Annotated in this window: 22 protein-coding genes; 18 read left to right on the forward strand and 4 right to left on the reverse strand. The window is 67.1% G+C overall.

Going from position 1 to position 26,089, the window contains the following annotated elements; genetic code table 11:
- The 3 genes from C1876_RS13225 to C1876_RS13235 all read right to left on the reverse strand — a co-directional run.
- Nucleotides 1–976 (reverse strand): DUF4097 family beta strand repeat-containing protein (locus tag C1876_RS13225; RefSeq protein WP_148707950.1); only part of this gene is annotated, 976 nt, incomplete at its 3' end.
- A complete protein-coding gene (locus tag C1876_RS13230) occupies nt 969–1,601 on the reverse strand; it encodes a DUF1700 domain-containing protein (protein WP_114547198.1) in 633 nt (210 codons plus the stop codon). The genes C1876_RS13225 and C1876_RS13230, both read right to left, overlap by 8 nt.
- Entirely contained in the window at nt 1,598–1,912 is a 315-nt protein-coding gene (locus tag C1876_RS13235; RefSeq protein ID WP_114547199.1) for a PadR family transcriptional regulator, read from the reverse strand. Before C1876_RS13235 ends, C1876_RS13230 begins: the two co-directional genes overlap by 4 nt.
- Before the next feature lie 230 nt (nt 1,913–2,142).
- On the opposite strand from C1876_RS13235, the gene gatC reads away from it, so the two are divergent.
- The 5 genes from gatC (at nt 2,143) to C1876_RS13260 (ending at nt 7,558) form a co-directional block, all read left to right on the forward strand.
- On the forward strand, nt 2,143–2,454 hold the full coding sequence (gene gatC, locus C1876_RS13240) for an Asp-tRNA(Asn)/Glu-tRNA(Gln) amidotransferase subunit GatC (RefSeq protein ID WP_114547200.1): 312 nt from the start codon (nt 2,143–2,145) through the stop codon (nt 2,452–2,454).
- Nucleotides 2,454–4,049, forward strand: a complete 1,596-nt coding sequence (gene gatA, locus C1876_RS13245; RefSeq protein ID WP_114547201.1) for an Asp-tRNA(Asn)/Glu-tRNA(Gln) amidotransferase subunit GatA — start codon at nt 2,454–2,456, stop codon at nt 4,047–4,049. Before gatC ends, gatA begins: the two co-directional genes overlap by 1 nt.
- Before the next feature lie 3 nt (nt 4,050–4,052).
- The gene (gene gatB, locus C1876_RS13250) at nt 4,053–5,627 is read left to right on the forward strand and encodes an Asp-tRNA(Asn)/Glu-tRNA(Gln) amidotransferase subunit GatB (protein WP_114547202.1); all 1,575 of its coding nucleotides are present in this window, start codon (nt 4,053–4,055) and stop codon (nt 5,625–5,627) included.
- A gap of 60 nt (nt 5,628–5,687) precedes the next feature.
- Nucleotides 5,688–7,202, forward strand: a complete 1,515-nt coding sequence (locus C1876_RS13255) for an alanine/glycine:cation symporter family protein (protein ID WP_114547203.1) — start codon at nt 5,688–5,690, stop codon at nt 7,200–7,202.
- 71 nt (nt 7,203–7,273) lie between these two features.
- On the forward strand, nt 7,274–7,558 hold the full coding sequence (locus C1876_RS13260) for a holotricin-3 (RefSeq protein WP_114547204.1): 285 nt from the start codon (nt 7,274–7,276) through the stop codon (nt 7,556–7,558).
- Nucleotides 7,559–7,664: 106 nt separating this feature from the next.
- On the opposite strand, the gene C1876_RS18150 is transcribed toward C1876_RS13260, so the two are convergent.
- Entirely contained in the window at nt 7,665–10,976 is a 3,312-nt protein-coding gene (locus C1876_RS18150; protein WP_114547205.1) for a hypothetical protein, read from the reverse strand.
- 299 nt (nt 10,977–11,275) lie between these two features.
- Between C1876_RS18150 and C1876_RS13270 the strand changes: the two genes are divergently transcribed.
- The 13 genes from C1876_RS13270 (at nt 11,276) to rho (ending at nt 26,010) form a co-directional block, all read left to right on the forward strand.
- Complete coding sequence (locus tag C1876_RS13270) at nt 11,276–12,169, forward strand: DUF2797 domain-containing protein (protein WP_114547206.1); 894 nt, start codon at nt 11,276–11,278, stop codon at nt 12,167–12,169.
- A gap of 513 nt (nt 12,170–12,682) precedes the next feature.
- Entirely contained in the window at nt 12,683–14,356 is a 1,674-nt protein-coding gene (hisZ, locus tag C1876_RS13275; protein WP_114547207.1) for an ATP phosphoribosyltransferase regulatory subunit, read from the forward strand.
- A 3-nt stretch (nt 14,357–14,359) separates the two neighbouring features.
- Nucleotides 14,360–15,730 carry a histidinol dehydrogenase gene (gene hisD / locus C1876_RS13280; RefSeq protein WP_114547208.1) on the forward strand — a complete coding sequence of 457 codons (1,371 nt, stop codon included), beginning with the start codon at nt 14,360–14,362 and terminating at the stop codon, nt 15,728–15,730.
- A complete protein-coding gene (gene hisC / locus C1876_RS13285; protein ID WP_114547209.1) occupies nt 15,723–16,793 on the forward strand; it encodes a histidinol-phosphate transaminase in 1,071 nt (356 codons plus the stop codon). The genes hisD and hisC overlap by 8 nt, the downstream gene beginning before the upstream one ends.
- Before the next feature lie 6 nt (nt 16,794–16,799).
- Nucleotides 16,800–17,399 (forward strand): imidazoleglycerol-phosphate dehydratase HisB, encoded by a 600-nt coding sequence (hisB, locus tag C1876_RS13290; RefSeq protein WP_114547210.1) that lies wholly within the window; start codon nt 16,800–16,802, stop codon nt 17,397–17,399.
- Complete coding sequence (gene hisH, locus C1876_RS13295) at nt 17,396–18,067, forward strand: imidazole glycerol phosphate synthase subunit HisH (RefSeq protein WP_114547211.1); 672 nt, start codon at nt 17,396–17,398, stop codon at nt 18,065–18,067. The genes hisB and hisH overlap by 4 nt, the downstream gene beginning before the upstream one ends.
- 3 nt (nt 18,068–18,070) lie before the next feature.
- Nucleotides 18,071–18,859 carry a 1-(5-phosphoribosyl)-5-[(5-phosphoribosylamino)methylideneamino]imidazole-4-carboxamide isomerase gene (gene hisA / locus C1876_RS13300; protein WP_114547212.1) on the forward strand — a complete coding sequence of 263 codons (789 nt, stop codon included), beginning with the start codon at nt 18,071–18,073 and terminating at the stop codon, nt 18,857–18,859.
- A complete protein-coding gene (gene hisF / locus C1876_RS13305; RefSeq protein ID WP_114547213.1) occupies nt 18,853–19,617 on the forward strand; it encodes an imidazole glycerol phosphate synthase subunit HisF in 765 nt (254 codons plus the stop codon). Before hisA ends, hisF begins: the two co-directional genes overlap by 7 nt.
- A 153-nt stretch (nt 19,618–19,770) precedes the next feature.
- Nucleotides 19,771–20,766 (forward strand): PDDEXK nuclease domain-containing protein, encoded by a 996-nt coding sequence (locus C1876_RS13310; protein ID WP_114547214.1) that lies wholly within the window; start codon nt 19,771–19,773, stop codon nt 20,764–20,766.
- Between the two features lie 73 nt (nt 20,767–20,839).
- Nucleotides 20,840–21,187, forward strand: a complete 348-nt coding sequence (gene hisI / locus C1876_RS13315; protein WP_114547215.1) for a phosphoribosyl-AMP cyclohydrolase — start codon at nt 20,840–20,842, stop codon at nt 21,185–21,187.
- Nucleotides 21,188–21,273: 86 nt separating this feature from the next.
- Nucleotides 21,274–23,442: an EAL domain-containing protein gene (locus C1876_RS13320; RefSeq protein ID WP_244910150.1), complete on the forward strand. Its 2,169-nt coding sequence runs from the start codon at nt 21,274–21,276 to the stop codon at nt 23,440–23,442.
- A gap of 214 nt (nt 23,443–23,656) precedes the next feature.
- Entirely contained in the window at nt 23,657–24,319 is a 663-nt protein-coding gene (fsa, locus tag C1876_RS13325; RefSeq protein ID WP_114547217.1) for a fructose-6-phosphate aldolase, read from the forward strand.
- Nucleotides 24,316–26,010 (forward strand): transcription termination factor Rho, encoded by a 1,695-nt coding sequence (gene rho / locus C1876_RS13330; protein ID WP_114547218.1) that lies wholly within the window; start codon nt 24,316–24,318, stop codon nt 26,008–26,010. Before fsa ends, rho begins: the two co-directional genes overlap by 4 nt.
- The last annotated feature ends 79 nt before the right edge of the window (nt 26,011–26,089 follow it).

The raw sequence follows: 26,089 nt of genomic DNA on the forward strand, positions 1-26,089 counted from the left end.
CTTCCGGGGCGTCGGAGCCGCTCGTGATGTTGGGGCCGCCGCTGGCGAACGAGAGCGTGACGTTGCCGCTCATGGAGTGGGCTATCACGTGCTTCGTGGCGGTTGCGTTGCCGGCCGGGGCGCTCACGTTGCCGCTCGTGGCCGAGGCTTCGATGACGTAGTCGGTATCGGCACCGGTGAAGGAGCCGGTCAGGTTGCCGCTCGTCGCGTCGAGCTTGACGTAATCGGCCGCGATGCCGTTCGCATCGATGTTGCCGCTGGCGATGTGCGCGTCGATGCTGAGGGCGCTCACGCCGCGCATGCGCTGGTTGCCGCTCGTGGTGTCAAGCTTCACGGTTTCATCCGCCTCGACGTCGTCGAGGTTCACGCTGCCGCTCATGGCGGCGGCGTCCACGTACGTGGCCTTGATGTTCGACGCCTGCACGTTGCCGCTCGTCACCTGCATCACCAGGGAGTCGGCCTCGAAGCGGGCGACGTCGATGTAGCCGCTTGCGGTGGTTGCCTTCACGGAGGTGAGGGTTCCCAGGTTGTTGATGGCGATGTTGCCGCTCGAAACGCCCACCTCGAGCGAGCCCGCGTAGCTGCGCGGCACTTTCACCACGGTCGTATGGTCTTCGAGCGACCCGATCATCATGACGCCGATCATCGGTTCGCGCGAGCCCTCGATGGAGAGCACGCCGCCGTTGTCGGCGATATCGAACGTCTTGTTGTCGTTCGTCCAGTACGTCACCTCGATGGCGTCGCCGTCGGAGGCTTCGATGCGCACGTTCTCGCCGCCGTCGTTCACGATGATCGCGGTATGGGCGGCGTCGGCCTCGGGCTCGAAGGTTTTCGTGACGGGCGCCCAGTTGCGCGCCTCGGTCGAGAGGTTCTGGAAGTTGAACCCAGCCGCCGCGAAGGCGCCGAAGGAGATGGCGGACCCTCCGATGACCAGGATGGTGGCGATGATGAGCACTACCCGCTTGCCGCTAGACATGAGCTGCTCCTTCCGGGACGTACGCAGCAGGCTCGGGATGCTGCAGCTTGACGAACAGGCTTTTCACCCAGCGAGCGAACGTGTGCGTGAGCTTCACGAGGCCCTTGCTTGCGGCCAGCACGCCGAACCAGGAGAACAGTCCCAGGCCCGCGCCCGCCAGCCCGCAGCCGAGCATCCACACGCCCGACAGGGGGTAGCCCGTGGCCGTGCACCAGGCCAGGCCGAACAGGCCGATGGGGGCGCACAGCACGAGCGTGACCACGGCGGCCCACAGCGACACGATGACTGCCCAGATGGCCAGGTAGATGCTCAATACCGCCGCCGCAAATGCGAATGCGAGCGGCACCCAGATGGGGGAGAACACGGCCAGCAGCACGATGTTGAGGGTGCGGCTGCCGGTGTTCGCCTTCGCGATGGCCTTCGGGATGGGCGGCGTTTCGGCGATGATCTGGGCGGCGATGACGCCCACCGGCCCGAGCGCGGCAACCGCCTGCTGCTCGGTCATCCCGTCCTCGATGCGATCGTCGATCATCTCGGCGTAGAAGGCGATCGATTGCTCGACCTCGTATGACGGCAGCTTGCCGAGTGCGCGCCGCAGCGCCGTTAAGAACTCGGTCTTGTTCATCGGTTGGCACCTCGTTTCACATAGTCGTAGACGTCCATGACGTCGTCCCATTCGTTCAAAAACACGTCGAGGTACGTGACCCCGGCGGGCGTGATGCGATAGTACTTGCGCAAGCGCCCGTTGTGCTCGATGGTGTACACCGTGAGCATCCCTGCCGTTTCCAATCGTTTGAGCAGGGGATACAGCGTCGATTCCGTCAAATGCAGGCTCTCGGGCACGTCCTTGACAATCTGGTAGCCGTACGAGTCCTTCTGATTGATCGATGCGAGCACGCAGACGTCGAGGAACCCTCGTTTCAGTTGAGCATCCATCGCATACCTCCTTTCGCCTTATACTATATGACACATAGTATAAGGCGTCAACGGGTATTTTGAAGAATGTTGGGAAGCGAACGGCGCTCGAAAAGTGCCAGGAGAAACGGAACCGGCAGGACGAGTCTGCTATTATGGACGGCGTTATGTTTTCACCTGTGCCACCTTCGGTTTCCGGGCGTTCCCGTGAAGCGGAAGCGTGAAAACGAGAGAAGGAAAGAGCAAGCCCTATGACCCAGCATCTCACCGAGCGCGACGTCCGCGGCATTGCGGAATACGCGCGCATCGGGCTGCCCGATGTCGAGGTCGCGGAGATGACCGCGAACCTCAACGCCATCATCGACAGCTTGAAGCCCATCACCGAATACGACCTCGACGGCGTGGAGCCCACGTTCCACCCCATCGGCGGCCTGTCGAACGTCATGCGCGACGACGTGGAAGAGCCGTGCTTCTCCCAGGAGACGGCGCTCGAGAACGCGCCGAAGCAGCAGGACGGCTGCTTCCTCATCCCGTCGATCCTGGGCGAAGGGGGCGATCGCTGATGAGCGCCGCAACCGAGCGCGCTTTCCCCGCGATGAGCGTGCGCGAGGTGCGCGAAGGCCTCGCCGCCAAGCAGTTCAGCGCCCGCGAGGTCGCCGAGGCGTCGCTCGCGCGCATCCGCGCCCTCGACGGCGCCACGCACGCCTACCTCGAAACCACCGAGCAGCTGGCCCTCGAGCAGGCCGCGGCCCTCGACGCCGCGGTGGCGGCCGGCACGCTCGACGCGTGCGGCCCGCTGGCCGGCGTGCCCGTGGCGTTCAAGGACAACATGAACCTGACCGGCACGCACACCACGTGCTCGTCCACCATGCTCGCCAACTACGTGTCGCCCTACACGGCCACGTGCGTCGCGCGCACGCTGGCCGCCGGCGCCATCCCGCTCGGCAAGCTCAACATGGACGAGTTCGCGTTCGGCTCCTCCACGGAGACGAGCGCGTTCGGCCCGAGCAAGAACCCGTGGGACCTCACGCGTGTGCCCGGCGGCTCGTCGGGCGGCAGCGCGGCGGCCGTGGGCGCGGGCCTGGCCACCATCACGCTGGGCAGCGACACGGGCGGCTCCATCCGCCAGCCCGGCAGCTTCTGCGGCACCGTGGCCGTCAAGCCCACCTACGGCGTGGTCTCGCGCTACGGCGTGGTGGCGTTCGGCAGCTCGCTCGACCAAGTGGGCCCTTTCACGCGCTCGGTGGAGGACGCGGCCTACGCGCTCAACGCCATCGCCGGCCGCGACGCGCTCGACTGCACGAGCCAGGCGCTCGCCATCGACTTCACGGCGAATCTCGCGCAGGGAGTCGAGGGCATGCGCATCGGCATCGTGCCCGCGTTCATGGACGCCCAGGGCCTCACCGCCGAGGTCAAGGCCAAGGTGGAGGAAGCCGCCGAGCACCTGCGCGCGCTCGGCGCCGAGATCGTGGAGGTGGACCTGCCCAACGCGCAGGCCGCCATGAGCGCCTACTACGTGCTGGGTCCCTGCGAGGCGTTCAGCAACCTCGCCCGCTTCGACTCGGTGCGCTACGGCTACCGCGATCCGGGCCACGCCGACCTCAACGGCCAGTACGAGGCCAGCCGCGCGAAGGGCTTCGGCCCCGAGGCGCGCCGCCGCATCATGCTGGGCAGCTACCTCTTGTCCGCCGGCGTGTACGAAACCTATTACTATCCCGCGCAGCAGGTGCGCACGCTCATCACGCAGGACTACGAGCGCGCCTACGAGCAGGTGGACTGCATCCTCGCGCCCGTATCGCCGCGCACGGCGTTCACGTTCGGCGAAGTGTCCGACCCCACCGACATGTACCTGTCGGACATGTTCACCATCTCCATCAACATCGCGGGCAACGGCGGCATGAGCCTGCCGGTGGGCCTCGGCGCCGACACGGGGCTTCCCGTGGGCGTGCAGCTCGTCTCGCCGCAGTTCAAGGACGAGAACATGCTGCGCGTGGCCGCCGCGCTTGAAACGGTGTACGGCCCGGCCCCCGTGGCCCCGGGTTTCGCGCCCGACGCCGCCGCGCCGCTCGGCGCACCCACCACGCTGCCCGACGCCGCCGACGCCGTGCCGGGCGTCGATCTGCCGGGCGTGCTCGTTGACGGAAAGGCAGGTGCATAAGCCATGCGCAAGCTTGAAGAGGTGCTCGAGGACTGGGAGGCCGTCATCGGCCTCGAGATCCATGCCGAGCTCACCACGCTCGACACGAAGATGTTCTGCGGCTGCAAGCTCGAGTTCGGCGCCGAGCCCAACACGCACACGTGCCCCGTGTGCCTGGGCCTCCCGGGCGCGCTGCCCGTGCCGAACAAGGCCGCCATCGAGTCCATCGTGCTGGCGGGCCTGGCCACGAACTGCGATATCGAGAAGCACTCGATGTTCTACCGCAAAACCTACATGTACCCCGACATGTCGAAGAACTACCAGACCACGCAGGGCCCCGTCGCGTTCTGCATGCGCGGCCACCTCGACCTCGAGGTGGACGGCGCCGCGGCGAAGGAGCGCATCGACGTGGCCAACCTCGCAGCGGGGGAGAGCCGCGGCAACGTGACGCGCATCGAGGACGGCTACACCGCGCACGTGGGCATCACGCGCATCCACATGGAGGAGGACGCGGGCAAGATGGTGCACATCGGCGGCGGCGAGGGCCGCATCGCCGGCGCCACGCACTCGCTCGTGGACTACAACCGCGCCGGCACGCCCCTCACCGAGCTCGTCACCGAGCCTGACTTGCGCACGCCCGAGGAGGCGCGCCTGTTCATGCAGAAGCTGCGCCAGATCTACCTGTCGCTGGGCATCTCCGACTGCTCGATGGAAGAGGGCAGCATGCGCTGCGACGGCAACGTGAGCCTGCGCCGCCGCGGCGACACCAAGCTGGGCGTGAAGACCGAGCTCAAGAACATGAACAGCTTCAAGAACCTGCACGACGGCCTGGCCTACGAGATCTGCCGTCAGGCCGAGGTGCTCGAAGAGGGCGGCCAGATCTTCCAGGAGACGCGCCACTGGGACCCGTCGGCCAAGCGCACCATCGTCATGCGCGTGAAGGAGACGGCCGACGATTACCGCCTGTTCCCCGATCCGGACCTCGCGCCCTACGACCTCACCGACGAGTGGATCGACAACGTGCGCGCCAAGCTGCCCGAGCTGCCCGACCAGAAGGCGGCCCGCTTCTCGTCCGCGTTCAGCCTGTCGGCCTACGACGCGCGCCATCTCATCGAGCATCGCGCGACGGCGAACTTCTTCGAGGCGTGCATGGAGCTGGCCGGCGACGACGCGGCGAAGCTGGCGAAGCCGGTGGCGAACCTCGTCATCAACGACGTGACCGCCTACCTGAACGCCCACGAGGGCGTCGAGCTGGACGAGACGCCGCTCACGCCGGCGCGCGCCCTCGCGCTCGTGAAGCTCACCACCGAGGACGTCATCTCGTCCAAGCAGGCCAAAGAGGTGTTCGCGGCCGTGCTCGACGAGGACAAGGACCCGGCCGCCATCGTGGAGGAGCGCGGCATGAAGCAGGTGTCCGACACGGGCGCCATCGAGGCCGTCATCGACGCGGTGCTGGCCGCCAATCCCGACAAGGTGGCGCAGTACCAGGGCGGCAAGACGGGCCTCATCGGGTTCTTCGTCGGCCAGGTTATGAAGGAGATGCGCGGCCAGGGCAATCCGAAAGTCATCAACGAGCTGCTTGCCAAGAAGCTCGGGTAACAATCTCGCCTCGTCGCGCGTCATGCGCGGCGGGGCGATCGACTGCAAGAAGGGGGCCATATGGACTTCAACGAACTGCTCATCGGCGTCACCGGTGAGTTCAGCGGGTTTCTGTACACGTACATCCTGCTCATCCTGCTCGTGTTCGTGGGCGTGTACTTCACCATCCGCACGAAGGGCGTGCAGCTGCGCTTCATCAAGGACATGTTCACGCAGCTGACGGAGAAGAAGCACGTGCAGGGCGAGCGCTCCATCTCGTCGTTCCAAGCGCTCATGGTGTCCACCGCAAGCCGCGTGGGCACGGGCAACATCGCGGGTGTGGCCACGGCCATCGCCACGGGCGGCCCGGGCGCGGTGTTCTGGATGTGGCTCATGGCCATCGTGGGCGCCGCTTCGGCGTTCATCGAGTCGACGCTCGCGCAGATTTGGAAGGTGCGCGGCAAAGAGGGCGAGTTCCGCGGCGGCCCTGCGTACTACATCGAGAAGGCCCTCGGCAAGCGCTGGCTGGGCATCCTGTTCGCGGTGCTGCTCATCCTGTGCTTCGCCTTCGGCTTCAACGGCCTGCAGGCCTTCAACGCCACCTCGGCGCTCGAGTACTACATCCCCGACTACGCCACGAACGGCGCGGCCATCGCCTGCGGCATCGTGCTGGCGGTCATGACGGCGTTCGTCATCTTCGGCGGCGCGAAGCGCATCAGCGTCATCACCTCCATCATCGTGCCCATCATGGCCATCGGCTACATCGCCATCGCGGTGTGGACCACCGTCGCCAACATCACGTACCTGCCGGACGTGTTCGGCATGGTGTTCGCCTCTGCGTTCGACCTCCAGGCCATCTTCGGCGGGTTCGCCGGCTCGGTGGTCATGCTGGGCATCAAGCGCGGCCTGTACTCCAACGAGGCCGGCATGGGCTCGGCGCCGAACGCGGCCGCCACGGCTTCGGTGTCGCATCCGTGCAAGCAGGGCCTCGTGCAGAGCCTCTCGGTGTACATCGACACGCTGCTCATCTGCACGTGCTCGGCCATGATGGTGCTCGTGTTCTACGTGCAGGACCCCGCGGCGGCCGCCGCGCTCAACGGCATGCCGCTCGTGCAGATGGCGGTGAACAACGCGGTGGGCGAGGTGGGCATCCACTTCATCACGTTCGCCATCTTCGCCTTCGCGTTCTCCAGCCTCATCGGCAACTACTTCTACGCCGAGAGCAACCTGCGCTTCATCAAGGGCGACAGCAAGGCGCTGCTGTTCGTGTTCCGCGTGGTGTGCCTGTGCATCGTGTTCTACGGCGCGGTGAACAGCTTCGACTTGGCGTGGAACCTCGCCGACATCTTCATGGGCCTCATGGCGCTCGTGAACCTCATCGCCATCCTGCTGCTGGGCAAGTGGGCGCTTGCCGCGCTCGACGACTACACGAAGCAGCGCAAGCAGGGCCTCGACCCGGTGTTCGTGGCCGACAACATCCCCGGTCTGCCGAAGACCGACTGCTGGCACGTGTCGGAAGTGCAGGACTACGGCAAGCCGCCCGTGCAGGAGTACCTGGACGAAGCGCTCGACCCTGAGTTCGTCGGATTGAACTGACGCGCCCGCGGGCGACGCGCACGCAATGATCAAGGGCCCCGCGTTGGCGGGGCCGAAGGAAAGGAAGCGGCATGGCTGACGACAACCGTCGCGCGGGCGACTGGCAACGGCGCGACCTGCGCCAGAACGCGGACGACCTCATCGAGGAGCCGAACGCGAAGCCGTGGCATCGGCAGACGTTCTGGATCGTGTTTTTCCTGGTCATCTTCTGGCCGGTGGGCATCGTGCTGTGCTGGAAGAGCAATTGGCACATCGCGATCAAGATCATCGTCACGGTGCTCATCGCGCTTTTCGTGTACTTCTCGGTGACCATGTCGCAAGCCGTCATGACCCTGCAGAGCACTGGAGCGATCTAGGCTCGACGCATCCTATCGTGCTGTTCTCGTCGCACTGTTGAAAGGGCCCGCCCGGTTGAACCGGGCGGGCCCTTTGCGGTGCGGGGTCGGGCGATGGCCCGGCGGCCTACGAGACGCGCCAGGGGTAGAGGTCGTTGAGGTAGCCCCACCCGCGGCCGACCCAGTACACGCCCTCGTGGCGCCCGGCCGTGACGCCGCGCGACACCTGGTTCGTCTTGACGTCGAACACGTCGACGGTGACGGTGCGCACGTGGCGCACCGAGGGCTGATCGGTGGTTTTGGCGTAGCTCGCGTCGCTGACGACCACCTTGGTGGGCGACACGTTGTCGTAGTGCCACACCTCGTAGGCGTTCTTGATGCCGCGCGTGTCGTCGCCCACGGTGGAGACTGCGCTCGGGTAGTCCAGATGGATGCCTAGTTTCACCAGCTCGTCGTAGACGGTTTTGACCTCTTCGTAGCCCTTCACGCCGCGCACCTGCGGCAGGTTCGCGGCCATCTGCTGCCACTGCGCCAGATTGAGCGAGCCGTTGAACGAGTACAGGTGCACGTCGTCGCGCTCGTAGCTCTTCGAGAAGCGGCAGCCTTCGTAGAGGTTGCGCTGCAAGAGGCCGGTGAGGGAGCTGCTCTCGTCGTAGACGCGGTCGTTGACGAGGCAGCGCACCTGCGTCGTGCCGAGCGGCTCGGTGGCCGTGCGCAGCGCGGACTTCTCGGCGATGACGGGGCTGTTCGTGGCCGGGTCGAGCTGCACGGTGCCGGCCAGCTTCTTGATCACCTGGTCGGCCTGCTGCTCGAGCTCCTGCTTCGACAGGGTGGCCGCAAGCTGCTCTTCGGGGGTGCCCGTGCCTTCCATGGTGGACAGGTACGCCATGGACGACGTGTAGCCGTACAAGTACGAGGTGATCATCATGCCGAGGTACACGTCCTTGATCTCGAAGGTTTCGGGGTCCCAGTTGTAGTACGTCTCGATCCAGTTGTAGTAGTCCTGCACCACGTTCTTGGTGCCCGTTCCCAGGATGAGGCTGCCCAGGTTGGTGGTGTCGGCGTAGACGGACGTTTTGAGCAGGTTGTTCTTCGCGTCGACGGCCTTCGCGAAGCGCGTGAACTCCGCCTGGTTCTCCGGCGTGAGGTCGGCGAAGGATGCAACCTCGGTGCCGCCGTTGGCCAGCTGCTCCTCGCTCAGGGAGCCGAGGGTGGACGTGTACAGGGTGCCGTAGCTGTTCAGGTGGTCCATGAGCCACTTCACCTCGTACCAGTCGGACTCGAAGCCGCCGCGCTTGTCGATGGCGCGCAGCTGGATGGACAGGTTGTCGACACTCGTTTCCATGCGGGTGAGCTGGCCCTTCATCTGCTGCAGCTCGTCGAGCACGTCCTTGACGGTGTAATCGGGGCCCGTGCTGAGGAACATCGCGATGATGCCGAGGAGCTGCGAGACGCCCTGCGCGATGTCGGCGGTGTTGGTGGAGCAGAAGTACCCGATGGCCGAGACGAGCTTCGACAGGATTTCGAACACCTCCTTGGCGGTGTTCATGTCGTCCTTGGCGTCGAAAAGCGCGGTGCCCTCGACGGCTTCGACGAGCGCCTCGTCGGACAGGTTGACGGCGCAGGCGCCCTGGGGGATGCCCAGCTTGTTGAGCACGGCGCCGTCGGCCAGGTCCACCTCGTGGCCGCGCATGAGCAACGTCATCTCGTCGAGAAACTGCGCGTCGGCCTCGTCGGGCGTGAGGCCGCTTGCCTGGTAGGCGTCGTACCAGCTGCTCACGGTGGCAGCGTCGATGGTGAACGTGAAGTCGAAGCCGTCGGGGCGCACCTCGCCGAGCGTCACCAGGCTGTTCTCCAGCAGGCCTCCGTCGACGCCGGTCGCGTTCTCCTGGCCCGGCAGCGTGATCTGGCTCGCGTCGGCGATGCTCACCGTGCCGTCGAGCGCGCCGAAGGCCACCGTGTTGGACACGGTGAGGGAGCCGTCCTCGTTCTTGTCGGTGCGCGTCGCCTTCACCACGCCGTAGGGCACGGCGGCCGCGGCTTCGGCGGTGGTGATGGTGTCGTTTGTGGTTTCGTCGCCGTCGTCGTAGGCGGGGTGGTCGATGGCGCAGGGCGCCTCCCCGACGAGCGCGGCAGGGTCGACGACGAGCTGATCGGCGGCGTCGAGCGCGGCGGCCAGCGCCTTGAACTGCTCGAGCGGCGTCGCGGCGTTCGCCGTCACTTCGAGCACGCCCCGGGCGTCGTCGTCGGGGTCGACGGCGAACGACGAGGCGACGAGGGAGGGGTCGGCGAAGGCGAACTGCGCGGCCGTCGCGCCGGCGGCGAAGCGGGCGTTCTCGAGCGAGACGGGAAGGGCGAACGTGCCTGCGCCGTCGTAGGCGCACGAATCGGAGCGGACGTCGAACGCGATGCGGGCCTCTTCGACGGCCACGGTCGCTTCGCCCGTCGCGGCCGGGTTGGAGAAAGAGCCCGCCTTGAACAGCACGACGCCGCGGTTGCCGGGCGCCCCGGGGCTGTCGATGCGCACGGAGGCCGTCGTGTCCCCCGTGCGTTCGACCGACGCCACATCGAGGCCCGCGAAGTCGCCGCCGAGCACGATGTTCTCGGCCGACAGGTTCGCGGCGAAGGGCGTGTCCGACACGAGGTCGATGCGCGCGAAGCGCGCGTTCGCCGAGACGGCCGCGCCGTCGGCGACGGCGACGGCGGCGCGGACGAGGCCGGCCGCCTGGTCGGTCGAGCCCACGGTGAGCGTGGCGGGCACGACGATGCCCAGCTGCTCGCAGGCGGCGCTGCCCTCGAGGGCGAACGAAGTTGCGGAGGCGCCCGCCTCGCCGGCTTCGTCGGCATGGGCGACGCTCGGCAGCAGGGGCGCGAGGCCTGCAACCAGCACGACGCTCATGAGCACGCTCATGCCCTTGCGCGCCTTGCGGCTGCGCGGGCCCGAGCGCGAGAACGTGGCCGCGGCAAGCGCGACGAACCCGGCCGCGGCCACGCAGGCCAGCGCGATGCCGCCCAGCCCGTCGTCGCCCGTGGGAGCCAGGCGCTTGAGCGCGGAGGAATCGAGCAGCACGGCCAGCTGCAGCTCGAGCGTCTCGCCGGGGGCCAGCGTTTCGGCGTCGCGCGCGACGGCGCCGCCCTGGTCGGCCAGGCGCACGCCCGCGGGAAGCTGCGCTTCGAGGCGCACATCGTTCCAGGTGATGGGCGTGCCGTTCGCAACCGACAGCGTGACGACGGCCTGCTCGCCGGGTTCGTAGCGTTCCTTGTCGAAGGAGCCGACGATCTGCGGAAGGACGGGCGCGTCGTCCTCGGCTGGGGCTTGGGCTTCGGATTCGGCCTCGGCGGCGAAGGCGGCGAGGGGCAGCATGCAGGAGGCGGCAAGCGCAAGGGCGGCGAGTGCCGCGGCGATGCGGGTTGAGCGGGGTAGGGGTGGCAGGGACATGGGTGCCTCGTTTCTCCTCGGGCCGTTTCCTGGTAAGCGCACGTCAGTCATAGTATGGATCGTTCTATCGCGCCGTGTGCGCCCGCTTCGAGAACGGCCTCGCTCGCTGCGAAATCGGAGGGGCGGGGAGCGCGACCGGGTGGGCGGCGCGCGCGTGCGGGGGCTGCTCGGCGGCGGCGCGCTTCTATGCGATTTTTTCGCCATTTACCGCGAGGGCGCACGTTGAATGCCCCTTGTGCGCTATCATTCGCGACGGAAAACAGTGATGTATTCGGTACGAGTTGCACAAGGATAACGATATGACCAAGTTCGCTCAGGGCACCACGATGGTGCTGGCGGGCCACGGCTTCGCCGAATCCGGCCCCTATCTGCTGATCAACGACGTGGAGCGCGAAACGCAGCAGCGCTTTTTCGTGCGCGGCGAGACGTTCTCGCTCAGGCGCCGTCCCACCCGCCGCTGCGTCGGCCGCTTCGACCTGGAGTCGCACGAGAAAACCGTGTGCCCCCTCAACGTGGAGCTGCTGCCCGACGCGAAGGACACGATGTGCCCGGCGTGCCAGGAAGCCACCGGTTTCAACCCCTCGTTCTACTACGCCGACTTCATCTCGGCACAGCAGCGCGCCTACAACCTCACCCCGCACTTCACCTACCTGGCGTATTTCTCGCCGCAGCATGTGAAGTGCGGCATCTCGTCGGAGACGCGCGGCATCGAGCGCTTGCTCGAGCAGGGCGCGCGAGCGGCCCGCATCGTCGGGCGGTTCGGATGCGCCGACGAGGCGCGCGAGCTCGAGGCGGCGCTGTGCGCGCAGCCCGGCATCCTGGAAACCATGCGCGCTTCGAAGAAGGTGGACCTGCTCGTGAACGCGCGCTACGACTTCGCGGAGGCGAAGCAGGTGCTCGACGCGACGGTGGAGCGCTTCGGCCTCGAGGCGGCCGAGCCCGCGCAGGACCTCTCGCCGTTCTACTTCGGCGGCCCGTCGCCCGACTGCCACGACCTGCAGGTGCCCGAGGGCCATGCGGGGGAGTGCGGCGGCCGCTGCGTGGGCATGGTGGGCGGCGCGCTCGTGTTCGAGCAGGGCGGGACGAACTACGTCGTGTCCGTCAAGGAATGGGAATCGCACGAGATCGAGCTTTTGCCGGGCGAGGTGGTCTGCGCCTACGATTTCGAGCCGCAGCAATTCTCGCTGTTCTAGGCACCCCGCACAAGCCGGCGTTCGCGCCGGCTTTTTTGTGTGGGACGGGGTGCGGGCGCGCGGAAGGGCCGTACGTGGCACGATTTTTCGCGATTGCGATGGAATACGAGCGCGAATCGGTCGTCGAGAAATCGCGACCTGGGGTTTCTTGCGCTCTCGTGCGCGGAGGGGGCCGAAACGAGGCGAAATCGCGTCCGAAATCCCGCAATCGCGAAAAATCGTGCCATACAGGGCGCTTTTGCGGTGCACGTACAAATGTTTCACGTGAAACACTCGCGCGCTCGCGCGCGACGGCGGGCCCGCCATACGCCTGCGCGCGGCGCGCCCGCGTCCCCCGGCCCCGGCGCGCGCGAAACGACCTTCCGGAAACGTCGCCGCGCGTTCGGCGCGCTTCAACCGCCTTCGTGGCGTAAAATGTAGCAGTTGCCTGAATCCGCTTGCTTTACTACTCTACTGTGGTAAAGTGACGAAACGAATCAACCGCAAAGCGACGACCGACGAAGGAAGAGGACCATGGACTACGTGACACCGGCAGGGTTCAGAGACGTGCTGTCCGACGAGGCGTGCACGCGCGAGCGCATCGCCCGCGACGTGCAAGCGTGCTTCGCCGCGCGCGGCTACCTGCCCATCGAGACGCCCACGCTCGAAGTCATGGACGTCATGCGCGCGGGCGGCCGCATGCCCGGCTCGCCCTTCAAGTTCTTCGACGCGAGCGGCGATTTGCTGGCCATGCGCCCCGACGTGACGCTGCAGGTGGCGCGCATGTGCGCGACGCGCCTGGCGGGGCAGCCGGGACCGTTCCGCTTCCGCTACATGCAGCGCGTGTTCCGCGAGGCCGAGGGCCGCATGCAGGCGCAGGCGCGCGAGATGACGCAGATCGGCGTGGAGTGCATCGGCGAGGCCGGCCCCCAGGCCGACGCCGAGGTGGTGGAGCTCATGGTGGAGGCGCTCGAGCTTGCGGGCGCGCGCGGCTGCAAGCTGGCCCTCGCCACGGTGGGCGTGCTGCGCGCGCTGCTCGTGGCAAGCGGCGCGCCCGCCTCGTGGACCGAGCAGGTGCTAGCCGCGTTCCATGCGTCGAACTTCGTCGAGGTGGACCGCCTCACCGACGAGGACGGTCCCGTGCCGCCCGTGTTCGCCACGGCCATCCGCGCGCTGCCGCGCATCCGCGGCGGGCGCGAAGCCGTGGACGAGGTGCGCGCGCTCGTGGCGCCGCTCGGCTGCGTCGACGGGCTGGACGACTTCGCCCGCACCTGCGACCTTCTGGCCGAAGCCGGCCTGGCCGACCGCATCCTCGTGGACTTCTCGGTGATGAGCTCGTTCGACTACTACACGGGCATCGTGTTCGAGGCGTATGCGCCCGATCTGGGCACGCCGCTCGGCAGCGGCGGCCGATACGACAACATGATCGGCTCCTACGGCGAGAGCCGCCCCGCCGCCGGCTTCGCGTTCTCTCTCGAACAGGCCATGGCCGCCGCCGCGGCCGCCGACCGGGCGGCGCGCGATGCCGCCGGCGAACCCGTGCGCCCGCTGCGCATCGCGGTGCCGAAGGGGTCGCTCAACGCCGACACCGTGGCCGCGCTCGGAGCCGCCGGCCTCGACGTCGCCGGCCTCGACGACCCGGGCCGGCAGCTCATCATCCGCAATCCCGGCGTGGAGTACGTCATCGTGCGTCCCACCGACGCGCCGGCGTTCGTGTCGCTCGGGGCGGCCGACTGCGGCATCTGCGGTAAGGACTCGCTGCTCGAGGCGCAGTCCGACGTGGTGGAGCTCGTGGACCTCGGCTACGGCGCGTGCCGCTTCGTGGTGGCCGAGCCCGCCGGCGCCGCCGAGGTGGCCGAGGAGCACTACCGCCGCCTCGGCTCGCTGCGCATCGCCACGAAGTACCCCAACATCACGCGCGCCCATTACGCGAAGACGGGCACGCAGGTGGAAATCGTGAAGCTGCACGGCAACATCGAGCTGGCGCCGCTCACGGGCATGGCCGAGCGCATCGTGGACATCACGGCCACCGGCACCACGCTCAAGGAGAACGACCTCGTGGTGGTCGACGAGGTCCTTTCATCGACCGCGCGCTTCTTCTCGAACACCTGCGCGTTTCGCACCGATCCGCGTATCGTACAATTAGCGAACAAGCTGCAGCGCGCCGCGGAAGAACCCGCGCCGCAGGCTGGCAAGGAAAAGGAGTAGCCCATGCGCCGTATCATCCTCAAACCCGGCGAGCAGTTCACCAACTCCCACCTCAAGCGCACCGGCGCGTTCAACGCGGCCGCGCTCACGGCGGCCACGGCCATCGTCGAGGGCGTGCGCGAGCGCGGCGACGAGGCCCTGCGCGCCTACACCGAGCAGTTCGACGGCGTGCGCGTGGAGGACTTCCGCGTGAGCCAGGCCGCCATCGCCGAGGCCATCGTGAACGTGAACGACAAGACGGCCGCCGCGTTGCGCCAGGCCGCCGTGCAGATCCGCGACTTCCACGAGCGCCAGAAGCAGCAGAGCTGGTTCACCGTGCGCGAGGACGGCGCGCTCGTGGGCTCGAAGGTGGAGCCGCTCGAGTCCGTGGGCATCTACGTGCCGGGCGGGCGCGCGCTGTACCCGTCGTCGGTGCTGATGAACGCCCTGCCCGCCGCCGTGGCGGGCGTGAAGCGCATCGTGTGCGTGACCCCTCCCACGGCCGACGGCACGCTCGACCCCGCCATTCTCGAGGCGTGCCGCATCTCGGGCGTCACCGAGATCTACGCCGTGGGCGGCGCGCAGGCCATCGCCGCGCTCGCGTACGGCACCGAGTCCATCGCGCCCGTCGCCAAGATCACCGGCCCCGGCAACGCCTACGTGGCCGCCGCGAAGAAGGTGGTGTCGGGCGACGTGGGCATCGACATGATCGCCGGCCCCTCCGAGGTGTGCGTCGTGGCCGATTCCACGGCCGACCCGGCGCTCGTGGCCATCGACCTCATGGCGCAGGCCGAGCACGACCCGCTGGCCGCCTGCTACCTGGTCACATTCGACGCGGAATACGCCGACGAGGTGGAGCGCATGGTGGAGCGCCACCTGCAGACGTCCACGCGTGCCGAGATCACGGCGGCGTCGCTGGCCGACCAGGGCCTCATCGTCGTGTGCGACAGCATGCCGCAAGCCATCGAGGCCGTGAACGTCATCGCGCCCGAACACCTCGAGCTGCACGTCGACCACGCCTTCGACCTCTTGGGCGCCATCCGCAACGCGGGCGCCATCTTCCTGGGAGCCTGGACGCCCGAGGCCGTGGGCGACTACGCCGCCGGTCCGAACCACACGCTGCCCACGGGCGGCACGGCGCGCTACGCCTCGCCGTTGTCGGTGGACGAGTTCGTGAAGAAGTCGAGCGTCATCCAGTATTCGTCGCAGGCGCTCGTCCGCGATGCCGACATGGTGATGACCATCGCGCGGCACGAGGGCTTGTGGGCGCACGCCATGAGCGTGGAGATGCGCAAGAACCTGCTTGCGACGGGGAACGTGTACGGGATGGAAGCCGGCGGGAGAGAGGGCGGCGACGGCGCGGGCCGCGCGGGAAGCGGGAACGCCGATGCGTAGCGTGTGCACGGCTGCCCCCCAGCTTGCGGGCGTGATGCCCTACGACCCGAAGTACCTGCCCGCCGACGCGGTGCTGTCGGCCAACGAGAACCCGCACGACGTGGACGACGAGATCCGCCGCGACATCATGCGCGAGGTGAAACGCCTGCCGCTCAACCGCTACCCCGACCCGCTGGCCAACGACCTGCGCGACATGATCGCCGAGGCGAACGGCCTCGACCGCGAGCAGGTGCTCGTGGGCAACGGCGGCGACGAGCTGCTGTTCAACATGGCGCTGGCCTGGGGCGGGCCGGGGCGCACGTTCCTGAACCTGCCGCCCACGTTCTCGGTGTACGACGCCAACGCGCGCCTCACGGGCACGACGGTGGTGGACGTGCCGCGCCGCGCCGACTTCTCCATCGACGAGGAGGCCGTGCTCGCGCGCGTGGCCGAGGGCGGCATCGACTACCTCGTGGTGACGAGCCCGAACAACCCCACGGGCGAGCTGGCCAGCGAGACGTTCATCCTCAAACTGCTCGACGCCACCGACGCCCTCGTCATGGTGGACGAGGCGTACTTCGAGTTCTCGCGCCTCACGATGCGCCCGTACCTGGCGCAGCACAAGAACCTCGTCATCCTGCGCACGTTCTCGAAGGCGTTTTCCCTGGCTGGCGTGCGCATGGGCTACATCCTGGGCGACGCCGACGTCATCCGCGAGTTCGTCAAGGTGCGCCAGCCGTACTCGGTGGACGCCATCTCGCAGGCGGTGGCGCGCGTGGTGTACGCGAACCGCGCGAAGTTCGAGCGCGGCATCCTGGCCATCATCGAGGAGCGCTCCCGCCTCATCGAGGGCCTCAAGATGATCCCCGGCGTGAAGCCGTTCCCGTCGGATGCGAATTACGTGCTGCTGCGTATGGACAACGCGGGCGCGGCCTGGGAAAAGCTCTACGAGCGCGGCGTGCTCGTGCGCGATTTCTCGAAGGCCCCGTACTTGGAGAACTGCCTGCGCGTGACCGTAGGCTCGCCGGAGGAGAACGACGCCCTGTTGCGCGCGCTGCGCGACGTGGTGATGGGAAGGAAGTAGGAAGCCATGGAGAAGCTGCATCGCACGGCCGAGGTCGCCCGCACCACGAACGAGACGGACATCCGCATCGTCGTGAACCTCGACGGCACGGGCGCGACCGACGTCGAGACGGGCGTGCCGTTCTTCGACCACATGCTGTGTGCGTTCGGACGCCACAGCCTCATCGACCTCACCGTGCGCGCGCGGGGCGACATCGAGGTGGACGCGCACCACACGGTGGAGGACACCGGCATCGTGCTCGGGCAGGCCGTGGCCCAGGCGCTCGGCAACAAGCGCGGCATCGCGCGGTTCGGCTCGCTCGCGCTGCCCATGGACGAGGCCCTCGTGATGGCGGCTGTGGACATCTCGGGACGCGGCCAGCTGCACTGGGCCGTGGACGTGCCGTGCGTCATGCTGGGCTCGTTCGACGCCTCGCTTGCCAAGGAGTTCTTCATCGCCTTCGCCGCGAACGCGGGCCTCACCCTGCACGTGCGCAGCCTCGCCGGCGAGAACGCGCACCATATCGTGGAGGCGTCGTTCAAGGCCGCGGCCCGCGCCCTGCGCCAGGCCGTCGAGAGCGACCCGCGCATCGGAAACGCCCTGCCCACCACGAAGGGCGCCCTATGATCGTCGTCGTCGATTACCACAAGGGGAACCTGAAAAGCGTCGAGCGCGGCATCGCCGCGGCGGGCGGGGAGGCGCGCATCACCGACGATGCGGCGCTCATCGCCCGTGCCGACGCCGTCGTGCTGCCGGGCGTGGGCGCATTCGCCGATGCCGCGCGCACCATGGAAGCGCTCGGGCAGACCGCCGTCGTCCGCGAGCGCATTGCCGCGGGCGTGCCGTTCCTCGGCATCTGCCTCGGCATGCACCTGCTGTTCGAGGAGGGCGTCGAAGGCGCGCCCGACGAGGACGACGAGGCCTCCACCCACAACGCGCGCGGCCTGGCCGTGCTGCCGGGCGTGGTGGGCGCCATGCCGAAAATCGACGCCGCAGGTCGCGCCTACAAGGTGCCGCACGTGGGGTGGAACACCGTCGAGCCAGCGGGCGGCGCGGACGCGTTCGCCAGCCCTCTCTTCGCGGGGATCGCGCCGGGGGAGTTCTTCTACTTCACGCACGGCTTCATCGCGCCGGAAGGCCCGTTCGCCATCGGCGAGACGACGCACAGCGTGACGTTCCCGAGCGCCGTGCAGTACGGCGAGATGGCGTTCGGCGTGCAGTTCCATCCCGAGAAGAGCTCGGACGCCGGCGCGCAGCTGCTGCGCAACTTCGTCAACATCGTGAAAGGGGCGTGAGCCGTGTACCTGCTGCCGGCCATCGACATCCTGGGCGGCAAGGCCGTCCGCCTCGCCAAGGGCGACTACAACCGCGTGACCGTGTACAACGACGACCCCGCCGCGCAGGCGCAGGCGTTCGAGGAGCAGGGTGCCACGTGGCTGCACGTCGTCGACCTCGACGGCGCGCGCTCGGGCTCGCCCGAGAACATCGCCATCATCGAGCGCATCCTGCGCAAGACGCTGCTCAAGGTGGAGGTGGGAGGCGGCATACGCTCGCTCGACACCATCGCGCGCCTGGCCGATGCGGGCGTGTCGCGCGTGGTGCTGGGCACGTCGCTCGTGGCCGATCCCGCCTTCGCCGAGGCCGCCGTCCAGCAGTACGCGAAGCTGCTCACGGCCGGCATCGACGCGAAGGGCGGGGAAGTGGCCGTGGCGGGCTGGCGCGAGGGCGCCGGCGTGGCGGCCGAGGAGCTGGCGCGCCACGTGGCGCAGCTCGGCTTCCGCCACCTCGTGTACACCGACATCGCGCGCGACGGCATGCAGACCGGCCTCGACCCGGACGCCTACGTGTCCATGGCCGCCGCGTTCGGGCACCCCGTCATCGCCTCGGGTGGCGTGGCGGGGATCGAGGACATCGAGCGCCTCGGCGCGGTGGCCGCCAGCATCGAGGGCGTCATCGCGGGCCGCGCCGTCTACGAGGGCGCGCTTTCGGTGGAGGAGGGCGTGCGCGCCTGCGAAGCGGCCACCCGCGCCGCCGAAGCCGCCGCCGTGGCCGCGAACCCCTGCGGCATGGGAGGCGCGCCATGCTAGCCAAACGCGTGATCCCCTGCATGGACGTCAAGGATGGGCGCGTGGTCAAGGGCGTCAACTTCGTGAACCTGCGCGATGCGGGCGATCCCATCGAACTCGCGCAGCGCTACGACGAGGAGCGTGCCGACGAGGTGATCTTCCTCGACATCACGGCCACGAGCGACGACCGCGCCACCACGGTGGACCTCGCCAGCCGCGCGAGCGAGCAGCTGCACCTGCCGTACTGCGTGGGCGGCGGTTTCCGCAGCGTGGCCGACATCCGCACGATGATCGCCGCCGGCGCCGACAAGGTGTCGGTGAACTCGGCCGCGGTGGACAACCCCGCGCTCATCACCCAGGCGGCTGCCGCGTTCGGCAGCCAGGCCATCCTCTGCGCCATCGACGCGAAGCACGTCGCAGGCGCGGGGGACAAGTGGGAGGTGTACGTGCACGGCGGCCGCAAGGCGACGGGCATCGACGCCGTTGCCTGGGCGCAGGAAGCCGCCCGGCGCGGGGCGGGGGAGATCCTGCTCACCAGCATGGATCGCGACGGCAGCCGCGACGGCTTCGACTGCGCGCTCACCCGCGCCGTCGCGCGCGCCGTGGATATCCCCGTCATCGCGAGCGGCGGCGTGGGAAAGCTCGAGCATTTCGCGCAGGGCGTCATCGAAGGCGAGGCCGACGCCGTGCTGGCCGCAAGCGTCTTCCACTTCGGCGAGCTCACCGTGCGCCAAGTAAAAGAGCACATGCAAAGCCAGGGCATCCCCGTACGCCTTTAGATATGCCAGCATGCAACAAGCATGCGTATTGACAGCGAACAATTGTACTGCTATTATGGGTAGCAGGTTGGCGAACGTCTAACTGGAACCTGTGGGATTCGCAGCTTCTGGGACAGCCCATCATTCTGTTGAAACAGGAGAAAGGGGCGTCCCATGCTTGCGAACAGCGACGAATATATGGATGTGCTCGAGCGTGCGAAACGCGAGATTGCCGAATCGCGTCAAAGGGCGCTCACGAGCGCTAATGCCGAATTGGTGCTTCTGTATTGGCGCATAGGGGCCTTAGTCAATGAGCGCTCAGAGTGGGGAAGCGGCTTCGTCGAATCTTTGTCGAGGGATATCCGTGCCGCCTTCCCCGGCTTGAAGGGCTTTTCAGTTCGCAGTTTGAAGTACATGGCGAAGTTCGCTCGGGAAGTGAATTTGGAATTGTGCAACAGCTGTTGCACAATTCCCTGGGGCCACATCACGCAGCTTCTCGACAAGACGAAACCTGGCCCTGCACGCGAATGGTATGTGGATGCAACCATAGAAAACGGCTGGAGCCGCGCGGTACTCGTCCATCAAATCGAATCGAAGCTTTACGAGCGACAAGTGCTTGCGGGTAAGGTGGACAACTTCAAGCGGACGCTTCCCGCTCCCGAAAGCGAGCTCGCGCAGCAGGCGCTCAAAGACCCGTATATCTTCGACTTCATCACCGCGCGGCAGGGTGCCGTCGAGCGCGAAGTCGAGGAGAGGATGATGGAGAACCTTACCGGTCTCCTGCTCGAGCTCGGCACGGGCTTCGCTTTCATGGGCAGGCAGCATCATCTTGTCGTGGGAGGGCAAGATTTCTATATCGACCTGCTGTTCTACAATGTCAAACTGAGAAGCTACATCGTCGTCGAGTTGAAGAACGCTCCGTTCAAGCCGGAGTTCGTCGGGAAGCTGAACTTCTACCTGTCCGCCGTCGACGATCTGCTGTGCGGGGAGCACGACAATCCGAGCATTGGCTTGCTTCTATGCAAAACGAAGAACAACGTGGTGGCCGAATACTCGCTTCGCGACGTCGAAAAGCCCATCGGCGTGAGCGAGTATCGGCTCGCCGACGTTCTGCCCGAGGGGTTCGCCGATCTGCTGCCGTCGGCGGAGGATATCGAAAAACGCCTCTGATCGACCGTTTGACCGTTCGGTCGCGAAAGGGCTGGTGCATAATGGTTTTATCGCCGAACAAAAGGAGGAGAGCATGCCGAACCTTCCCGACCTTGCCTACAATGCTGACGGGCTCATCCCGTGCATCGTGCAGGATGCCGACACCCTTGAGGTGCTCATGATGGCGTGGATGAACGCGGAATCGCTCGCGCTCACGCTCGAGCGCCGCGAGACGGTGTTCTGGTCGCGCAGCCGCCAGGAGCTGTGGCACAAAGGAGCCACGTCGGGCAACGTGCAGCGGCTCGTGGAGCTGCGCTACGACTGCGACGCCGACACGCTGCTCGCGCTCGTGCATCCGGCGGGACCGGCTTGCCACACCGGTGAGCGGAGCTGCTTTTTCCGCAGCATCGCACGAAACGAGGGATTTACCCCCGAAAGCTGAGCGATCTCATCATGAGGGGTTGTGAAGGGCCTGGTGAAGCTCCATAATGCTTGTTCGTAACGATGGCCACTGCGAAGGGAGCGCACATGACCACGGAAGTCTTCGCATGCCACGACGGCCTCGACGATCTTACCGGCTTGCGGTCCAAAGAGGCCTTCTTCGCCGCGGCATCCGCCTACCTGCAGCGACCCGACGTGCGCGACGCGAGCATCGTGTGCTTCGACGTCGACCACTTCAAGCTGCTCAACGACCTGCATGGCCTCGAGATGGGCGACCGGCTGCTGGCCTACCTCGGCCGTGCCTTCAAAGAGCGCTTCTCTCCCGACGACGCCTTCCCGCTCGGACGCTTGGCCGCCGACACGTTCGCCCTGTGCGCGACGGGGGTCGAGCCGGCCTGCATCGAGCGCGCCCTCATCGACATCGCTTCCTCCTGCCCGCTCGGCGTGGACGCCATCGTACGCGCCGGCGTGTACCGCGTGGAGGACCCCGCCGCCCCCGTCAGCCTCATGTGCGATCGCGCGGTCATCGCGCAGCGCACGGTGAAGGGCAGCTACTTCGATCGCGTGGCCACGTACGACCCCGGCATGCGCGCAGCGCTCATCCGCGAGCGCGAGGTGGTGGCCGGCATCGAGGCGGCCCTGCGCGACGATTGCATCGAACTGTTCCTCCAGCCGAAGTGCAACATGCGCACCGGCAAGATCGTGGGCGCCGAGGCGCTCGCGCGCTGGCGCCATCCCGAGCGCGGCATCGTGGCTCCGGGGGAGTTCATCCCGCTGCTCGAGCGCAACGGCCTCGTGCGCTCGCTCGACCTGCGCGTGTGGGAGAAGTCGGCCGCATGGGTTAGAAGCCTCATGGACCAGGGGATTCGTCCTGTGCCCGTGTCGGTGAACGTGTCGCGCGCCGACATCTACCTCATGGACGTGTCGGCCGAGCTCCATGCGCTCGTGGAGCGCTACGGCATCGATCCGTCGCTCATCGAGGTGGAGATCACCGAAAGCGCGTACTCGGAGCGCCCCGACCGCATCGTGGCCGCGTTCGACGCCCTGGCCGAGCGCGGGTTCACCGTGCTCATGGACGACTTCGGCAGCGGGTACTCCTCGCTCAACATGCTCAAGGACATCAACGTCGACGTGCTGAAAATCGACATGCGCTTCCTCGACCGCGACGACCGCCGCAGCAAGGACATCATGGAATCGGTCATCCGCATGGCGCGCTGGCTCGATTTGCCCGTCATCGCCGAGGGCGTGGAAACGCGCGAGCAGGTGAACTTCCTGCTCGACGTGGGCTGCTCGTACGCCCAGGGCTACTACTACGCGCGGCCCATGGAAGTGGCTGCGTTCGAGGGCATGCTGGCCGACGGGTCGAACGTCGAATACGAGCAGCGCATCCTGCAAGAGGCGCGTCGCCCCGTGCTCGACTTCAAGGACCTGCTGCACGAGAACATCATCAGCGACCGCATGCTCACGAGCATCATCGGCGCGGTGGCGCTGTACACCTACGCCGACGGCGACTTGCGGCTCGTCCGCGGCAACGAAGCCTACCACCGTCTCGTCTCGACGCTCGACACCGACCTGCGCGGAGCGGAGGAGGGCGGCAGCGTGCTTCCGTTCGTCTTCGAGGAGGATCGCGCCGTGCTGCTCGAGGCGGCGGAGGAGTCGGTGCGGTCGTGCCCCGACAACGGCGCCGAGGCCGTGGTGCGTCGCGCGGGCACGCGCGGCTGCCGCTGGCAGAAGCTGCGGCTGTTCCACCTCAGCACGACGGGCGGGGTGGCCACGCTTTACGCCACCATCGCCGACGTGACGGCCCACATGGAGGACATGGAGGCGCTTCGCATGAGCGAGCAGCGCTTCGAGATCGCCATGGAGGCCACGAGCATCGTGGTGTTCGAGCTCGACCTGCCCACGCGCATCGCGCGCTACTCCGAATTCGTGCAGCACGCGTTCGGCCTGTCCGAGACGGTGGTGAACGCCCCCGAGGGCTTCATCGAGCAGAACACGGTGGCCGACGAATCCATCGACGACTTCCGCCGCATCTACGACGAGATCTACGCCGGCGCGCCGAAAGCCTCCACAGTGGTCCGCGCGAACATGGGCGATGGCTCCACCGTGTGGAACCGCGTGACGCTCATGGCGGTGCCGAAGAAAGACGGCCTGTCCGACAAGGCGGTGGGCCTCGTCGAGAACGTCACCCGCGAGAAGGAGATGGAGCTGTCGCTCGAGCACCTGGCGCAAACCGAGCGCTCCATCGAGGCATGATTCGTGCCCATCTGCACCGATTCGTAGACCTTCCTCCATCGCATTTCCACGAACGCTCGGCCTTTGCGCTTGAACGAAGCAAACACATGCGGTACCATGAGGAGCAGTTCTTTTATCTCTCACGCACACCCACACACCCGTATCTCATGAGGGAATTCATGCGCGCATCCGCGCGCGTTTCACCTGTAAAAACCATTGTATAAGGAGGACCTGGGTGAAGTTTTTTCTGGACACCGCCGATCTCAACGAAATAGAAGAGGCGGCCAGCTGGGGCGTACTCGCCGGCGTTACCACCAACCCCACGCTGTATGCGCGTACCGGCGGTAAGCTCGACGACTTCCACAACCACATCAAGCGCATCTGCGAGATCGTGGACGGCCCCGTCTCCGCCGAGAGCGTTGCCATGACGCGCGACGAGCTCATCCGCGACGGTCGCGAATTGGCCGCGCTCGCCGACAACGTCGTGGTGAAGATCCCCACCATGGTGGAGGGCCTCGCCGCCACGAAAGCGCTTTCCGACGAGGGCATTCCCGTGAACATGACGCTGTGCTTCAGCGTGCCGCAGGCCATTTTGGCCGCCCGCGCCGGCGCCCGCTACATCAGCCCCTTCGTCGGCCGCTTCGACGACATCGCCGAAGACGGCATCGCGCAGCTCGCCGACGTGGTGGCTGCCGTGAACAACTACGACTTCGGCCACGACGTGGAAATCATCGCCGCGTCCGTGCGCAGCGCGAACCACGTGACGCAGGCCGCCCTCATGGGCGCCGACATCGCCACCGTGCCGTTCGCCGCGCTCAAGAAGTGCGTGCAGCATCCCCTGACTGATCGCGGGCTCGATGCGTTCATGAAGGACTGGGAGAAAGTTCAGCAGGCATGAGCGAAAACGAAGCAGCCCCCGCGGCTCCCGCAGCCGCCCCGACCCGTCGCCGCTCCACGAGCGTGAACGCCAAAGCGTCGAACAAGGCGGACGCCCCCACGCCGGGCCGCAACTCGTCGGCCACGCGCACCCCGCGCAAATCGGTGAAGGCGGGCGGCGCGCAGCAGCAGGGCTCCGGCTCGAGCAACCGCCGGCAGAACAGCGCGAACGCGGGCAAGGCGAACAACAACGCCGGCAACGCCAACAACAGCGGCGGCAACAGCGGCAATAGCAACCGCCAGAAGCAGGGCGGCGGTCAGAACAAGCAGAACAATCAAGGCAACAAGCAGAACAACCAGAACCAGAACCACCGTCGCCAGCGGCGCCCCTACGACAACAACCGCGGCGGAAACCGCGAGGTGCAGCCGAGCGTGTCGCGCGAAGAGCTGGGAAAGCTCAAGGTTGCCGAGTTGCGCGAGAAGGCCGCCGAGCTCAACCTCGACGTCACGGGCCTCAAGAAGGCCGAGCTCGTGGAAGCCGTGTTCGGCGCGAGCGTGAAGGCCGAGGGCTTCATCGAGGTATCGGGCATTCTCGACATCCTCGCCGACGGCTACGGCTTTCTGCGCACGCAGGGCTATCTGCCCAGCGAGACGGACTGCTACGTGGGCTTGTCCACCATCCGCCGCAACGGCCTGCGCAAGGGCGACCTCGTGACCGGCCAGACGCGCCCGGCGCGCGAGAACGAGAAGTACGCCGCCATCCAGAAGGTCACGGCGGTCAACGGCACGCCCGTTGAAGAGCAGGGCAACCGCGTGCGCTTCGGCGATCTCACGCCGGTGTACCCCGACGAGTGCCTCACCATGGAGCACGGCAAGACCACCGTCACCGCCCGCGTCATCGACCTCGTGTCGCCCATCGGCAAGGGGCAGCGCGGTCTCATCGTCAGCCCGCCGAAGGCCGGCAAGACCACCATCCTCAAGGACATCGCGGCCGCCATCAGCGCGAACAATCCCGAAGTCCACCTCATGTGCCTGCTCGTGGACGAGCGCCCCGAAGAAGTCACCGACATGGAGCGCTCCATCAAGGGCGAGGTCATCTCCTCGACGTTCGACATGCCCACCGAGAACCACATCGCCGTGTCCGAGCTGGTCATCGAACGCGCGAAGCGCCTCGTGGAATGCGGCAAGGACGTCGTCGTGCTGCTCGACTCGCTCACGCGTCTCGCGCGCGCCTACAACCTGGCGCAGCCGGCCTCGGGCCGCATCCTGTCGGGCGGCGTCGATTCCACGGCGCTCTACCCGCCGAAGCGCTTCCTCGGCGCCGCGCGCAACATCGAAGGCGGCGGCAGCCTCACCATCCTCGCCTCGGCCCTCGTGGACACGGGGTCGAAGATGGACGAGGTCATCTTCGAGGAGTTCAAGGGTACCGGCAACATGGAGCTCAAGCTCGACCGCAACCTGGCCGACCGCCGCATCTTCCCGGCCATCGACCCGGTGGCGTCGGGCACGCGCAAGGAAGAGCTGCTGCTCGAGCCCCAGGAGGCGCCGCTCATCTGGGCCGTGCGCCGCATCCTGTCGAACACGAACAGCACCGAGCGCGCCATGGACATGCTCATCAAGTCGCTCAAGCAAACCGAGACGAACCAGGAGTTCCTCGTTCGCACGGCGAAGAAGGCGCAGCACAGCAAGGCCGACGGCACGCTCGAGTTCTAGCGCTCGCGCATCCGTCACGCCGCGGTTAACGCCCGTCGCCGCTCGCGGTCTTATAATGGAAACCGTAAGGGAGCCGCAC

The organism is Eggerthella sinensis (assembly GCF_003339815.1).
GTDB lineage: Bacteria > Actinomycetota > Coriobacteriia > Coriobacteriales > Eggerthellaceae > Eggerthella > Eggerthella sinensis.

Excerpts from the sequence above, each read along its gene's own strand:
- C1876_RS13230 (WP_114547198.1), bottom strand. The coding sequence starts at position 1,601 with ATGAACAAGACCGAGTTCTTAACGGCGCTGCGGCGCGCACTCGGCAAG.
- C1876_RS13235 (WP_114547199.1), bottom strand. The coding sequence starts at position 1,912 with ATGGATGCTCAACTGAAACGAGGGTTCCTCGACGTCTGCGTGCTCGCA.
- gatC (WP_114547200.1), top strand. The coding sequence starts at position 2,143 with ATGACCCAGCATCTCACCGAGCGCGACGTCCGCGGCATTGCGGAATAC.
- gatA (WP_114547201.1), top strand. The coding sequence starts at position 2,454 with ATGAGCGCCGCAACCGAGCGCGCTTTCCCCGCGATGAGCGTGCGCGAG.
- gatB (WP_114547202.1), top strand. The coding sequence starts at position 4,053 with ATGCGCAAGCTTGAAGAGGTGCTCGAGGACTGGGAGGCCGTCATCGGC.
- C1876_RS13255 (WP_114547203.1), top strand. The coding sequence starts at position 5,688 with ATGGACTTCAACGAACTGCTCATCGGCGTCACCGGTGAGTTCAGCGGG.
- C1876_RS13260 (WP_114547204.1), top strand. The coding sequence starts at position 7,274 with ATGGCTGACGACAACCGTCGCGCGGGCGACTGGCAACGGCGCGACCTG.
- C1876_RS18150 (WP_114547205.1), bottom strand. The coding sequence starts at position 10,976 with ATGTCCCTGCCACCCCTACCCCGCTCAACCCGCATCGCCGCGGCACTC.
- C1876_RS13270 (WP_114547206.1), top strand. The coding sequence starts at position 11,276 with ATGACCAAGTTCGCTCAGGGCACCACGATGGTGCTGGCGGGCCACGGC.
- hisZ (WP_114547207.1), top strand. The coding sequence starts at position 12,683 with ATGGACTACGTGACACCGGCAGGGTTCAGAGACGTGCTGTCCGACGAG.
- hisD (WP_114547208.1), top strand. The coding sequence starts at position 14,360 with ATGCGCCGTATCATCCTCAAACCCGGCGAGCAGTTCACCAACTCCCAC.
- hisC (WP_114547209.1), top strand. The coding sequence starts at position 15,723 with ATGCGTAGCGTGTGCACGGCTGCCCCCCAGCTTGCGGGCGTGATGCCC.
- hisB (WP_114547210.1), top strand. The coding sequence starts at position 16,800 with ATGGAGAAGCTGCATCGCACGGCCGAGGTCGCCCGCACCACGAACGAG.
- hisH (WP_114547211.1), top strand. The coding sequence starts at position 17,396 with ATGATCGTCGTCGTCGATTACCACAAGGGGAACCTGAAAAGCGTCGAG.
- hisF (WP_114547213.1), top strand. The coding sequence starts at position 18,853 with ATGCTAGCCAAACGCGTGATCCCCTGCATGGACGTCAAGGATGGGCGC.
- C1876_RS13310 (WP_114547214.1), top strand. The coding sequence starts at position 19,771 with ATGCTTGCGAACAGCGACGAATATATGGATGTGCTCGAGCGTGCGAAA.
- hisI (WP_114547215.1), top strand. The coding sequence starts at position 20,840 with ATGCCGAACCTTCCCGACCTTGCCTACAATGCTGACGGGCTCATCCCG.
- C1876_RS13320 (WP_244910150.1), top strand. The coding sequence starts at position 21,274 with ATGACCACGGAAGTCTTCGCATGCCACGACGGCCTCGACGATCTTACC.
- rho (WP_114547218.1), top strand. The coding sequence starts at position 24,316 with ATGAGCGAAAACGAAGCAGCCCCCGCGGCTCCCGCAGCCGCCCCGACC.